Origin of the sequence: Bradyrhizobium sp. CB82, from assembly GCF_029714405.1 — a bacterium.
GTDB lineage: Bacteria > Pseudomonadota > Alphaproteobacteria > Rhizobiales > Xanthobacteraceae > Bradyrhizobium.
In genome coordinates this window covers 2,196,641-2,209,398 of record NZ_CP121650.1, presented here as the reverse complement: position 1 = coordinate 2,209,398, position 12,758 = coordinate 2,196,641, and the positions used below count along the sequence as shown (strand labels likewise).

The window sequence follows — 12,758 nt, the reverse complement described above, 5'->3', positions numbered from 1 at the left end:
TTCGATCTCTCCTAGCCGAACGATTGATTGGCGAGCGCGAAGGTGCGCGCCGGCCCGGCTGCCGGCGACTGCGCTCCCAGGATCATTGTTGTTGCATCACTGACCCGCTGCAGGCCGATGCCCTCGAGCCACTCCCCAAGTTGCGATGTAGCGGAGGTGTCTATGCGGGCGAAACGACGTCCGAGATCTGCGAGCGCGGCCTCGATCAGCGCGCGTGCATCGGTCGGAGTTTCGGCAATGACAGGCCCAATGACATGCCCACGGCCGAAAAGCCGAGAGATGGCGTAGCCGCGAGCTATGCCATCTCGCTGCAGGAGATACCCGTCACCACTCCGGATGAGCCGATCCAGCATCCGTCGCCTCTCCAAACCGGTAGCCTCGCGATCAAGCTGCGCGACTGCCTCGAAATCCGATGTCGCCATTGACCTGACGAGGCCCGACCGCGGCGGCTCATGGCATTGGCGTGGAATGCCCTGATGCTGATGGATGACCCCGGTCGGCACAAAGCCGCGGCGGCGATAAAGCGTGATGCCTTCGGCCGTCGAATTCAGCGCGATGGTCCGCGGATGGGCCGACGCCAGCAACGCGTCCATCAGCCGCGCCCCGTAGCCACGGCCCTGAGCGGTCTTCGCGACGATGATCATGCCGGCGGAAGCATGAGTGTCACCATACGGCCACCAGGCCGCGGTCCCGATCACCGTCCCAGCGCGCTCCAGAACAAAGCCATAGCCCAGCTGCAGCGCAACATCCCAATCCTCGATCCGGTAGGGCCAGGACATCTCTTGCGAGAGTTTCAGGGCGCCTTCCAGATGCGATCTGGCGAAGGGAAGCAGGACCACATCCTCATTGTCGCGATGCCCGACTGGATAAGCTGCGGCTGTCATGATCGGTCGACGTCTCTTGCTCGGGTTGCCGGTCTGGTCGCCAGCGCCTGACAGCGTGAGGCCATCTCATGATCCCCGCGCAGTTCGCAGCGTAACTTCGGTCCGACAGCATTACGCAGCCGGACTGGCGCAAAGTTCGGCATAGAATTTCATTGATGATGCGGCAGCAGGATCAATCTGCTGTGCCGCGGCAGGCGGCCTCTCGGAGGGCGTATTCACGCCTTCCAGTCCAGGACGATCTTGCCGCAATTGCCGGTGCGCATGATCTCAAATCCGGTCTTGAACTCTGTGACCGGAAGGCGGTGCGTTATGATTTTCCGGATGTCGAGACCGCTTTCGAGCATCGCGAGCATCTTGTGCCAGGTCTCGAACATCTCCCGCCCGTAGATTCCCTTGACGGTGAGCATCTTGAAGACAAGCTTGGTCCAGTCGACCGTCGCGGGCCGAGCAGGGATGCCCAGCATCGCTATCTTGCCGCCCATCACCAGATTTTCGACCATTTGGTCGAACGCGGCGGGCGCACCGCTCATCTCGAGCCCGACATCGAACCCTTCCTTCATGCCGAGGCGCTGCGTCACGGTCCGGAGATCTTCCTTGCTCACGTCGACGGGAACGACGTCAGCGACATCAGATGCCAACGCCAAACGATGCGGATTGACGTCGGTGATCACGACGTGCCGCGCACCGACATGTCGGGCAACGGCAGCGCTCATGATGCCAATTGGGCCTGCTCCGGTGATGAGCACATCCTCCCCCACGAGGTCGAAGGACAACGCGGTGTGGACGGCATTGCCCAGCGGATCGAGGATTGCCCCGATCTCGTCATCGATCGCATCAGGAAGCGGCACGACATTGAAGGCGGGCAAACGCAGATATTCGGCAAAAGCTCCGGGAATGTTGACACCGATGCCCTTGGTTTCAGGATCCAGGTGAAACCGCCCTCCGCGCGCAGCGCGGCTGCTCATGCCGACAACATGGCCCTCACCCGAAACGCGCTGCCCAATCGCGAACTTCGTGACGTTCGCGCCCACCTCGGCGATCTCGCCTGCATACTCATGGCCGACGACCATCGGGACAGGGACGGTACGTTGCGCCCACTCATCCCAAGCGTAGATATGGATATCCGTGCCGCAGATCCCGGTCTTGTTGACCTTGATGAGAACGTCATCCGGTCCGATCTGCGGGATCCTCCGTTCGTCGAGCCAGAGCCCCGGTTCGGCGGCTGCTTTGACAAGAGCTTTCATGAGAGCACCTTTGTAACTATCAAATCACGCCAAGCGCTTTGCCGGCGTCCGCGAAGGCCTCGACGGCCAGTTCAACGTCTGTCTCGGTCAGAGCCGCCGACATCTGCGTCCTGATCCGCGCCGTTCCCTTGGGTACAACGGGATAGAAGAATGCGGCGACGTAGACGCCGCGTTCATCCAGCGCGGCGGCCATATCCTGGGCCAGCTGCGCGTCGTGCAGCATGACTGGAATGATTGGCGTTTCTCCCGCGAGCAGTTCGAATCCGGCCTTCTCCAAGCCCGACCGAAAGCGCCGCGTATGCGCAGCAAGAAGCTGCCGCCGCTCGTCGGCTGTTTCCGCAATCTGGATCGCCTTAATCGATCCCGCCGCCACTGCCGGAGCGAGGCTGTTGGAGAAGAGATATGGACGCGCTCGCTGTCGAAGCAGATCAACAATGGGTTGCGACGCCGCAACAAAGCCGCCCATCGCACCACCCAGGCTCTTGCCGAGCGTTCCCGTGATGATATCGACCTGCCGGCTTGTGCCTGTCAGCGTCGGCGTGCCGCGGCCGGCTTCCCCGAGATGACCGGTGGCATGGCAGTCATCGACCATGACGACGGCGCCATACCTCTCGGCCAAGGCGCAAATGGCGGGGAGCTTGGCCACGTATCCGTCCATCGAGAACACGCCGTCCGTGGCGATCAATTTGAACCGGGCTCCCTCCCTGTCCGCTTCCTTGAGCCGATCCTCGAGCTCGTTTATGTCGCCGTTGGCGAAGCGGTAGCGCCTCGCCTTGCAAAGACGCACTCCGTCGATAATGGAAGCGTGATTGAGAGAATCTGAAATGATGGCGTCGTCGGCCTCCAGAAGCGGCTCGAAGACCCCGCCATTGGCGTCGAAGCAGGCCGCGAAAAGGATGGCGTCGTCCTTGTCCAGATAGTGAGCGATCGTTCGCTCGAGCTCGCGGTGCAGGGTTTGCGTACCGCAGATGAAGCGCACGGATGCCATCCCAAAGCCGAACTCATCCAAGCCTCGCTTTGCGGCTGCGATGATTTCGGGATGATCGGCGAGACCCAGATAGTTGTTGGCGCAAAGATTGACGAGTTCGCGCTCGGAAGACTGCCAAACGACACGGATCCGGCCCGCCTGCGCGCCAGTGATCACCCGCTCGCGCTTGTAGAGGCCCTCCGCTTGGATTTGCGAAACAAGCTCGCGAATCCGGCCTTCTAGGGTCGGCACCATCGTACCCCCACCCTCGCTGCCGCAAATTGGACGATCATGATAATGCGAGCTCTCCCCGGAGCATGAGCAAGATGCGCTCGAAGTGGCTGGGATCATGTGGCTTGAGGAGCGCAGCCCGCCGCGGCTGGTGCACATCCCAGAGGCGCGACAGCCAAAACCGGAATGCCGCAGCGCGCTGCATCACAGGAAGCAGCTTGTGTTCGGAGGAAGTCAGCGGCCGGACGCTCTCATAAGTACCCAGGAAAGCGGCGGCTCGCTCGACATTGTGGCGGCGGGTGAGGCCATCGACGCACCAGTCGTTGAGGCACACCGCTATATCGAACAGAAACGCGTCGCATCCGGCGAAATAGAAATCAATGACGCCGGACAGGCGCCCCCTCTCGAACAACACGTTGTCGCGGAACAGATCGGCGTGGATCGGCCCCCTCGGGAGTTGCCTGTAGGTCGAGGACAAAGCGAGCTCGTTCTGAAAGTCCAATTCAGTCGAGAGCAGCGAGCGCTGTCCGGCGGATACGTAGCGGCCGAGCACCGACACGACCTCGTTCCACCATTGAAGGCCGCGCGGATTGGTCTGTTGTCGTGGGTAATCGCTCCCGGCCAAGTGCAGGCGCGCCAGGAACTCGCCGACCGAACGGCAATGGGCGGCCGTAGGCCGTGTTTCGCTTGCACCAGGAAGCCCGTTGACGACCACCGCGGGCCGCTCCCTCAGAGAGTGAAGGATCACGCCATGTGCGTCGGGAACGGGGTCCGGCACGGGCATACCCCGCGCCGCAAGATGTTTCATGAAGTGCAGATAAAACGGCAGTTGCTCGAATGTGAGGCGCTCGAACAAGGTGAGCACATACCTTGCGCCATCCGTATCGACGAAATAGTTCGTGTTTTCGATTCCGCCGGTGATCCCACGAAGGGAACGAGGCGCGGCGAGTCCCAGCGCTCGAAAGAACGCCGTCACCTCGCCGAATGACAATTCCGTAAACACGGCCATGATTGTCCTCGATCCCAAGCGACCGTTCAGCTGGCCACAATCTCGGCGATATGGTCCTTGACTGCCTGTGCGTCCGCGGGAAGGACTTTGACGCGCCTCGGCAGTTCTTCCAGGCCCTTGAACCGTTCTGGAAGATCCGGCTCGCGGCCCAACGCTTCCTTGATCGTCGCCGCGAATTTGATTGGCAGTGCAGTTTCGAGCACGATCATTGCCTCCTCGGGGGAGGCGTGTGTGCGCGCGACTGTGACACCATCCGCCGTGTGCGGGTCGATCACAGTGTGGTAACGCTCCCACGTATCGCGGATCGCCGCCAGCCGATCGGCATGGGTGCTCTTGCCGCTTCGAAAGCCAAAACTGCCGGCCGCCTCCGCGAAACGGGGATCTCCACTCAGGTCGAACCCACCTCGCTCCCTGAGCTGACCATCAAACAGCACCTTCGTCCGAGCGGAGTCGCGACCGACCAAGTCGAAGACGAACCGCTCGAGATTCGATGCCTTCGAAATGTCCATCGAGGGGCTCGACGTTTCGAGAGTGTCAGCCCGGCTCCGAACGCGATACACGCCAGCACGGAAAAACTCGTCGAGCACGTCGTTCTCGTTGGTCGCAAGGACCAGACGGGATATTGGAAGTCCCATCATGCGCGCAACATGGCCGGCGCAGATGTTTCCGAAGTTTCCTGAAGGCACCGTAAAGCTTACGCCTGCCGGTCCCCGTTCGGACGCCTGCAGGTAACCGGAAAAGTAATAGACGACCTGAGCAAGCAGTCTCGCCCAGTTGATCGAGTTCACCGCACCAATCTTGTAGCGCTGTTTGAATTCCAGATCACCGGACACGCGCTTGACGATGTCCTGGCAGTCGTCGAATACACCATCGATAGCGATGTTGTGGATGTTGTCGTCTTGGAGGCTGAACATCTGAGCTTGCTGAAAGGCGCTCATCCTCCCGCGGGGCGACAACATGAAGACCCGCACCCCTTTCTTGCCGCGCATGGCGTATTCTGCTGCGCTCCCGGTGTCGCCACTGGTCGCGCCAAGAATGTTCAATTCCTGATGCCGTCGGGCCAATTCATACTCGAGCAGATTGCCGAGCAGCTGCATGGCCATGTCCTTGAACGCCAGCGTGGGGCCATTCGACAATTCCTGGAGGTAAAGGTCGTTCTCCAGCTTTCGCAGCGGCGAGATCTTGGGACTTCCAAAGACCTCCGGCGTATAGGTCTTTCTACAAATGGCTTTCAGGTCGGCGAGAGGAATATCGCTGATGTAGAGCGACAGAACTTCGAAAGCCAGGCTCGGGTAGGACAAGGTACGCCACGCATCCCGCGTCCCATCGTCCACACGAGGGTAGGTCTCGGGTACGTACAGTCCGCCATCCGGGGCGAGGCCTTCAAGCAATGTCTCGCAGAATTGCTTTCGACCTGAATGGCCACGCGTGGAGACGTAGTACATCGATACTCTTCTTTCGAGAGGCGGCAGTGCCGGTGGTTGGACGCTATGCTCTGGCCCTTCAGCGGCTGGCGCGCCACAGCGCGATCCGGTCCCGCATCCGGTAGCCCTGAATGAAGGCGGGCATGAACCAGGGATCGCCTCGATAGAACGGGATGAAGGCCGGAGGGCGGAAGTCAAAGGCCGTGCGTGCCCGCTCCTCATGTCCCATGAGCTTGTGGGCTGCATGCATACCGACCCACGGCGCCCAGACCACGCCCGAGCCGCAGAAGCCGGTGGCATAGACGACGCCGTCCTTCTCGAAGATGCGAGGAATCATGTCGCGGTTCATCGCCACGTTGCCGAACCAGCTGTGCGAGAGGCGAACGCTCTCCAGTTCCGGAAACAGATTGATCAGGCCCTTGCGGAGAAGCAGCTTCGGGGCGACTGGATCGCCGACGCGGGAGCTATCGCGGCCACCGAGCAGAATGCGTTTGCCGTCCGGCGAAGGCCGGTAATAGAAGCCGACCTCCCGGTTCTCGGTGATCATCATCCGTTTCGGCATCAGCCGCGCCATGACGTCTGGCGCGAGTTGCTCTGTCGCAATGATCCGGCTGCGGACCGGGACCAACCTGCGACGTAGGAAGGGCACGGCACCATCGGTGTAGCCGTTGGTACAAACCAGCACCTGACGTGCCACCACCGCGCCCCCCGCGGTGACGACGCGGAAGCCAGCGCCATCTCCTTCGATTGAGATCACCGGCGTCCGCGCGTGGACTGTCAATCCCGAGGCGAGCGCGACGCGCAGAAGCTCGCCGTGGAATTTGGCCGGGTGCAGTCCGCCGATGTCCATCCGAACCGTGCCGCCGCGATAGACATCCGTGCCGATGTACTTTCGCTGCTCGGCATAGGGAACTGCGTAAGCCTCGATCCCAAGTCCCTTCGCGAGCCTCTCCGCGGTCCGCGCCATGGATTCGTATTGTTCATAGCCGAATGCGCCTTTGAACTGTCCCACCGGCTGGAAGTCGCAGGCAAGCCGTTCCGTCTTGATGAAATCGTACAGGAATTCGCGTGCGCTCTTGCCTTCGGCCTCGATCGCCAGCGCCCTCTCCTCCCCGAACCGCCGCGTGAGCGTCGCGAAATCCGGCCGAATGGTTCCGCTGGTGATCCCACCGTTGCGCGTAGAAGCTCCCTCTCCCGGATCCATCGCATCGAACGCCGCAACGGAGCGTCCTTCGCGCGCCAGTACCAGACCGGCCGAGAGTCCGGCATAGCCCGCGCCCACGATCAGCACGTCGAGCTTCTTGGGCAGTGGCTGTTGAGGCGGCGGTTTGAGCGGTGAGGCTTCCCACCAGTAGGGCGTCGCCTTCTCGTCAACTCTCGGCGCATGCATCGCGTTTGCTTCTCGTATGTTCAGCCGTGGCTCGGCTCGAAGTATCAAATGTGGTCGTCTCGAACGTCGAGGGCATCTCGCAGGCCGTCGCCGATGAAGTTGAAGCTCGTCACCGCAATCGTGATTGCGGCACCGGGAATGATGGCGAGCCATGGAGCGCTCGCCAGATATTGCTGGGCGCCGTTGAGCATGTTGCCCCAGCTGGGCAGTGGCGGCTGGATGCCATAGCCGAGGAAGCTGATATAGGCTTCCAGCAGAATTGCGCGGGCGACCGCCAGGCTTGCGGCGACGATGATTGGACCCATCGCATTGGGCAAGATCTCGCGGAACATGATATGCTTCCCGCTGAGCCCCACCATGCGTGCAGCCTGGACAAATTCGCGCTCGCGCAGCGAGCGGACTTCGGCCTCGACGATCCTGGCCGTCTCCATCCAGCTCGTGACGGCAATGATGACGGTGATCATGACGGGACTCGGCCGCAGCGTCGCGGCCAGCGCCAGGACGAGGAAGATCGAGGGATAGGACAGGAAGCCGTCCACGGTGCGCATCAGCGCCGCCCCGACCCAGCCACCGCGATAGCCCGCCGTGACGCCGACCAGGGTGCCGATCAGCGTTGACAGCAACATTGCGGAGAATCCCACTAGCAGAGAGATGCGCCCGGCCATCAAGAGCCGTGCGGCCAAGTCACGTCCCAAGGGGTCGGTGCCGAAGTAGTGGTGACCGCTGAGAGGTGGAGCAAAGCGGGCGCGCAGATCGATGTGGAGGGAGTCGTAAGGCAAGGCATAGGGGCCGAGCACGCACGCCAGCACGAGCAGGGTGATCATCGCGATCCCAACGAGCGCCAGATGATGGCGCATGAAGCGGTACACCGCACGGCTGTGCCACCAGCGAGTTGGAGTAGCGTGCGCGGCGATGACGGTCATATCTGCTGCCTCCTGTTATCAGGCATGAGCCGCGGGCTCAGCCCAGGCGAATGCGCGGGTCGACGGTGGCGATGATGATGTCTGCGATCAGGTTGCCCAACACGACCAGGATGGCCGAAAATATCAACAGCCCCATTACGACCGGATAGTCGCTGTAACCGAGACTATCGAGAAACAGCCGACCCATTCCGGGCCAAGTAAAGACCGTCTCTGTGACCAATGCGCCGGTCAGAATGCTGGGCAGCTGCATCCCTGCCAGCGTGATCATCGGCAGCAATGCATTGCCGACGACATGTTTCAGCAAAATGCGGCGCTCGCTGACGCCCTTAGCGCGCGCCGTCTTGACGAAATCCTGACTCAATGCATCGAGTGTCGCCGTGCGCATGTAGCGGCTCCAGATCGCGACGTGAACGAGCGAGAGCACCAAGCTAGGCAAAATCAGGTGATGCAGATAGTCCAGCACCGAGCCGTCGCCGATCGTGTACATGTTACCTGCAGGAACCCACCCGAGCTTCAGAGTGAAGATATAGATGCCGATGAGGCCGAACCAGAAAGTCGGGACCGACAGGGCGACCATGGCGCCGACGGTCGCGCAGTAGTCAAACAGGGAATAGCGGTGGGTGGCGCCGCGGATTCCAATCCAGGCACCGACCGCGATCGCAAATGCGGTGGACGTACCCATAAGCAGTAGCGTCGCCAGCAAGTGTCGACCAATCACCGCCAGCACCGAAGAGCCATCGCGGAACGAGTGTCCCCAATCGCCCTGGAGCAGCCGCCAGGCCCAATCGAGATACTGTATCCATAGCGGCCGGTTCAACCCGAGCTGCGTTGCGAGTCGCTCCACGTCCTTCTGGGTCATGCCCGGATCGAGCCCGAACTGCGCGAGAGGACCGCCCGGCATGAGGTTGAGAACCGTGAAGCCGATGATCGAGACGATCACCAGCAGCACGATGCTCTGCGAGAGACGATTGAGCAGGAACCCGGACATTCGAGTCACCATGTTGGCGTTGTAGCATCACCCCAGCGCCGACCTCGGCCACACGGGCTTCGGCCGGCAACACATCAGCTCGACCAATACCAGGCCAGCGCATTCCAGGATTCCGTGCGCGTATTGCCGTTCGGCACGAAACCGTTGATCCCCTTCTTGAGGCCTTCGACCGCATTGCTCTGGTACAATGGAAGGAAGGGGAGGTCGCGACGGACGAGTTCCTGGACGCGAGAGTAGATCGCGCGCCTGGCTTCAGGATCGAAGGTCCGCGCGCCCTTGTCGAGCAGGGCGTCGACCTCCGGATTTGTATACTGTGCATTGTTCGAGCCGCGACCGCCTTTCACTGCGATCGAACGCGAGTGCAGGCGATTGGTGACGTCCGGATCGGCGCCGATCAGATACGAGCTGCCGACGATCACGGAATCGAATTGCGATTGCGTCCAGAACTCGCCCCACATCACGGCAGCGGGCAGGTTCGATATCTTCATCTCGACGCCCAGCTGCGCAAAGGTTTGCTGCAGGAACTGCTGCACCTGCTCGCGCAGGGGATCGCCGGACGTGGTCGAATTGGTAAAGGACAGACGAACGCCATTCTTGGTACGAATGCCGTCGCCTCCCGGCACCCAGCCGGCCTGATCGAGGATCTTGCGCGCGCGATTCAAGTCGAATTGGTGCAGCGGCAGATTGGCGTTGAAGAAGAAGGACTGCCGTGGCATGAAAGTCTCTGTCGGCGTCGGCACTCCATAATAGAGCCCCTGGATGATCGCCTCCTTGTCGATCGCCGCGTAAAGCGCCTCGCGAACAGCAAGCTCCTTGAACTGCGGCCGCTCGAGGTTCAGGTAGAAGGATTCGAACGAGGTCCTTGGGACGAGGGTCACGACGCGGTTCGGCAGCGTCTTGGCTTCCCCGTAGTGGTCAGGGGTGATGTAGGGCTGACCCACCAGATCAACGTCGCCGCTCTTGAATTGGGTGTAGAGGACGGTGAGATCGGGAATGTATTTGAAGACCAGCCTCTCGATGTGAGGACCTTCACCGAAATAGTCGGGGTTAGCCACAAGCTCGAGATGATCGCCGGCGACCCGCTGGCCCCACTTGAACGGACCGGTGCCGACCGGCGCCTGATTGAAGGCGGCGTTGTTCGGATTGGCCTCCTTCTCGAGGATGTGCTTGGGGACGATGAAGGTTTCGGTCAGGAAGGACAAATACGGCGCAAAGGCCTCTTCCATTCGCCACGAGATCTCCGTCGGCGAGATCACGGTGATGTCGCGCACGAGAGCATGTCCGGCGGTGCGCCAACTCCGGAAGTTGGGGTTCATGATCAGTTCGAGAGTGAACTTCACATCCTCGGCGCCGAAAGGCGTGCCGTCGTGCCAGCGAACGTCGTCACGCAGGCGAATGCGCCACTTGAGACCGTCCTCCGAAATGCCGCCATTCTTCTGGTCCGGCACTTCCACGGCCAGGTTGGGCTGAATGACGCCTTGAGGATCGATGCGGAACAGCGCGTCGAAAACCGAGAAATGCACACCATCATCGACCTCAATGTGCACCATCAGCGGATTGAAGACGGTCGGCTCTTGTCCGAGCCCGACGATCACGCGGCCGGTCGGCTTTGCCGCAGAGGTGCGCGCGAAGGCAGGTTTGCCAAGAAGACTCGGCGCGATGAAGCCAGCAGCCCCTCCGAACGCCACCATTCGCAGGGCATCGCGCCGCGAGTAGTTCGATGTAGTCGCAGAACGCCTGGTCATAACGTCTCTCCTTGCTTGGGGTGTTCGACGAAGCCTTCATGTTGGAGCATGCTTCCCGGCTGCTCGCCCGGGATCGCCGCCACCAGTTCTCGCGTGTAACCGGATTTCGGGTCGAGAAAGATCTGGGACGGCGGTCCGCGTTCCACGATTTGTCCTCGATGCATGACGGCGATTTCATCGCAGATCTGGCTGGCGACGCGCAGATCATGCGTGATGAAGATCATCGAGACGCCCGTCTCCCGCTGAATCTGGTCCAGCAGCTTCAAGATCTGGGCTTGGATCGACACGTCGAGCGCCGAGACCGCTTCGTCGGCAATCAGCAGTTTTGGTTTGAACATCAGCGCCCGCGCGATGCCGATACGCTGGCGCTGCCCGCCGGAGAACTCGTGCGGATAGCGGTCAAAGGCACCTGAATCCAGACCGACATGGGACAGAAGCTCGCGCGCCCTCTCGGCAGCCTCGCTGTAGGGCATCCCATGTGCGACAGGACCGACCGTGAGAATTTGTCCGACCGTGGATCGCGGATTGAGCGACGCAAAGGGATCCTGAAAGATCATCTGAATTTTCGGCCGCAGGGACCGGAACTTGGCCTCGGAAAGCCCGGCGATGTCGCGGCCTTCGAACACAATCGAGCCGCTGTCGCACTCCATGAGCTTGATCAGTAACCGACCGAGCGACGACTTGCCCGAACCGCTTTCCCCCACGACGCCGAGCGTGCGGCCCGACGTGAGGTCGAACGTGACGCCATTGACCGCAGACACGATGCGCTGTTTGCCGAACAGCGCGCTGCCGCTGCGATAGGTCTTTCCGAGGTCTTCAACTTTCAGGATGGACACTCGGTCCGCCGCTTGCAAGGGAATGCGGTCTTTGCCGGTCAGGCGTGGCACGGCCGCGATCAGGCGGCGCGTATAGAGGTGGCTGGGCGACTTCAGGACCTGCGCGGCAGTGCCCTGCTCCACGCAATGGCCTTTCTCCATCACCACAACGTAATCGGCGATCTCGGCCACGACGCCGAAGTCATGGGTGATGAACATGACGCTCATCCCCTTGCGGCGCTGTATGTCGCGGATCAATTGAAGGATCTGCGCCTGGGTCGTGACGTCCAGTGCGGTGGTCGGCTCGTCCGCAATCAGGATCGCGGGCTCGAGGGCCAGAGCCATGGCGATCATGACCCGCTGCCGCTGCCCGCCCGAAAGCCGGAAGGGATATTGGTGATACATGAGCTGCGGATCGGGCAAACCCACTTCGATCAACAAGTCGATGGCCCGGCTGCGACGGGAAGCCGGCGTGCCGACATCGTGCGCGGCCATCACCTCCTCAATCTGCGCGCCCACGGTCATCAACGGATTGAGTGCCGAGAGAGGGTCTTGAAAGATCATTGAAACGACCCGGCCGCGCAGGCTGCGGAGCTTGTCGGGCGAGAGGCCTACAATGTTCATCCCATTCAGGTGGATCGCACCCGAGGAGACCCGGATCATCTTCGGCAGAAGCCCCATGATCGCATTGGCGGTGACCGACTTGCCCGATCCGGACTCCCCGATGATACAGAGAATCTGTCCACGTTTCAGATCGAAGGAGATGTTCTCGACGGCGTAGGCCCGCTCCATTCCTTCCGGCAGACTTACGGTCAGCTCGCGCACCGAGAGCGCCACTTCGGCGGGGGCTGCAGCCTGGATGGAGGCCATAGGAACATCCTCCCCTTTCAACCGAGCCCGGCCATCCTGTTGCGGGCCGCGCCTTCGGTTCTTTCCGCCACGCTCCTTCGACAGGTCGACAATTTGCCGTTCAACTTGCCATTCCCTCATTGGAGGCTGCGACATGATTCAGGCCTGCTCGTGCAAGAAGCAAGGGCTGTTGCTCAGAGTTCGCCGCCGACCACATCGGCCACCTCGATCGAAGCGAAGCTCCGATGGTGTCGACATCATCGCTTGCGCCAACGGCTTTTCCTCGACA

The 12,758-nt window shown here is 61.4% G+C and carries 10 protein-coding genes; all 10 read right to left on the bottom strand.

Annotated elements, in window-relative coordinates:
* Positions 1–11: 11 nt before the first annotated feature.
* Positions 12–884 carry a GNAT family N-acetyltransferase gene (locus tag QA640_RS10710; protein ID WP_283040615.1) on the bottom strand — a complete coding sequence of 291 codons (873 nt, stop codon included), beginning with the start codon at positions 882–884 and terminating at the stop codon, positions 12–14.
* Positions 885–1,099: 215 nt separating this feature from the next.
* Entirely contained in the window at positions 1,100–2,128 is a 1,029-nt protein-coding gene (tdh, locus tag QA640_RS10705) for an L-threonine 3-dehydrogenase (protein WP_283040614.1), read from the bottom strand.
* 19 nt (positions 2,129–2,147) lie between these two features.
* A complete protein-coding gene (locus tag QA640_RS10700) occupies positions 2,148–3,350 on the bottom strand; it encodes a glycine C-acetyltransferase (RefSeq protein ID WP_283040613.1) in 1,203 nt (400 codons plus the stop codon).
* 34 nt (positions 3,351–3,384) lie between these two features.
* Complete coding sequence (locus QA640_RS10695; protein ID WP_283040612.1) at positions 3,385–4,335, bottom strand: homoserine kinase; 951 nt, start codon at positions 4,333–4,335, stop codon at positions 3,385–3,387.
* 26 nt (positions 4,336–4,361) lie between these two features.
* On the bottom strand, positions 4,362–5,780 hold the full coding sequence (gene thrC / locus QA640_RS10690; protein WP_283040611.1) for a threonine synthase: 1,419 nt from the start codon (positions 5,778–5,780) through the stop codon (positions 4,362–4,364).
* 58 nt (positions 5,781–5,838) lie between these two features.
* The gene (locus tag QA640_RS10685) at positions 5,839–7,149 is read right to left on the bottom strand and encodes an FAD-binding oxidoreductase (RefSeq protein ID WP_283040610.1); all 1,311 of its coding nucleotides are present in this window, start codon (positions 7,147–7,149) and stop codon (positions 5,839–5,841) included.
* Positions 7,150–7,193: 44 nt separating this feature from the next.
* Positions 7,194–8,072 carry an ABC transporter permease gene (locus QA640_RS10680; protein WP_283040609.1) on the bottom strand — a complete coding sequence of 293 codons (879 nt, stop codon included), beginning with the start codon at positions 8,070–8,072 and terminating at the stop codon, positions 7,194–7,196.
* A 37-nt stretch (positions 8,073–8,109) separates the two neighbouring features.
* Entirely contained in the window at positions 8,110–9,060 is a 951-nt protein-coding gene (locus QA640_RS10675; protein ID WP_110116971.1) for an ABC transporter permease, read from the bottom strand.
* A 74-nt stretch (positions 9,061–9,134) separates the two neighbouring features.
* Positions 9,135–10,805 (bottom strand): peptide ABC transporter substrate-binding protein, encoded by a 1,671-nt coding sequence (locus QA640_RS10670; protein ID WP_283040608.1) that lies wholly within the window; start codon positions 10,803–10,805, stop codon positions 9,135–9,137.
* Positions 10,802–12,490 carry an ABC transporter ATP-binding protein gene (locus QA640_RS10665; protein ID WP_283040607.1) on the bottom strand — a complete coding sequence of 563 codons (1,689 nt, stop codon included), beginning with the start codon at positions 12,488–12,490 and terminating at the stop codon, positions 10,802–10,804. The genes QA640_RS10670 and QA640_RS10665 overlap by 4 nt, the downstream gene beginning before the upstream one ends.
* Positions 12,491–12,758 lie beyond the last annotated feature (268 nt).

Excerpts from the sequence above, each read along its gene's own strand:
- QA640_RS10710 (WP_283040615.1), bottom strand. The coding sequence starts at position 884 with ATGACAGCCGCAGCTTATCCAGTCGGGCATCGCGACAATGAGGATGTG.
- tdh (WP_283040614.1), bottom strand. The coding sequence starts at position 2,128 with ATGAAAGCTCTTGTCAAAGCAGCCGCCGAACCGGGGCTCTGGCTCGAC.
- QA640_RS10700 (WP_283040613.1), bottom strand. The coding sequence starts at position 3,350 with ATGGTGCCGACCCTAGAAGGCCGGATTCGCGAGCTTGTTTCGCAAATC.
- QA640_RS10695 (WP_283040612.1), bottom strand. The coding sequence starts at position 4,335 with ATGGCCGTGTTTACGGAATTGTCATTCGGCGAGGTGACGGCGTTCTTT.
- thrC (WP_283040611.1), bottom strand. The coding sequence starts at position 5,780 with ATGTACTACGTCTCCACGCGTGGCCATTCAGGTCGAAAGCAATTCTGC.
- QA640_RS10685 (WP_283040610.1), bottom strand. The coding sequence starts at position 7,149 with ATGCATGCGCCGAGAGTTGACGAGAAGGCGACGCCCTACTGGTGGGAA.
- QA640_RS10680 (WP_283040609.1), bottom strand. The coding sequence starts at position 8,072 with ATGACCGTCATCGCCGCGCACGCTACTCCAACTCGCTGGTGGCACAGC.
- QA640_RS10675 (WP_110116971.1), bottom strand. The coding sequence starts at position 9,060 with ATGTCCGGGTTCCTGCTCAATCGTCTCTCGCAGAGCATCGTGCTGCTG.
- QA640_RS10670 (WP_283040608.1), bottom strand. The coding sequence starts at position 10,805 with ATGACCAGGCGTTCTGCGACTACATCGAACTACTCGCGGCGCGATGCC.
- QA640_RS10665 (WP_283040607.1), bottom strand. The coding sequence starts at position 12,490 with ATGGCCTCCATCCAGGCTGCAGCCCCCGCCGAAGTGGCGCTCTCGGTG.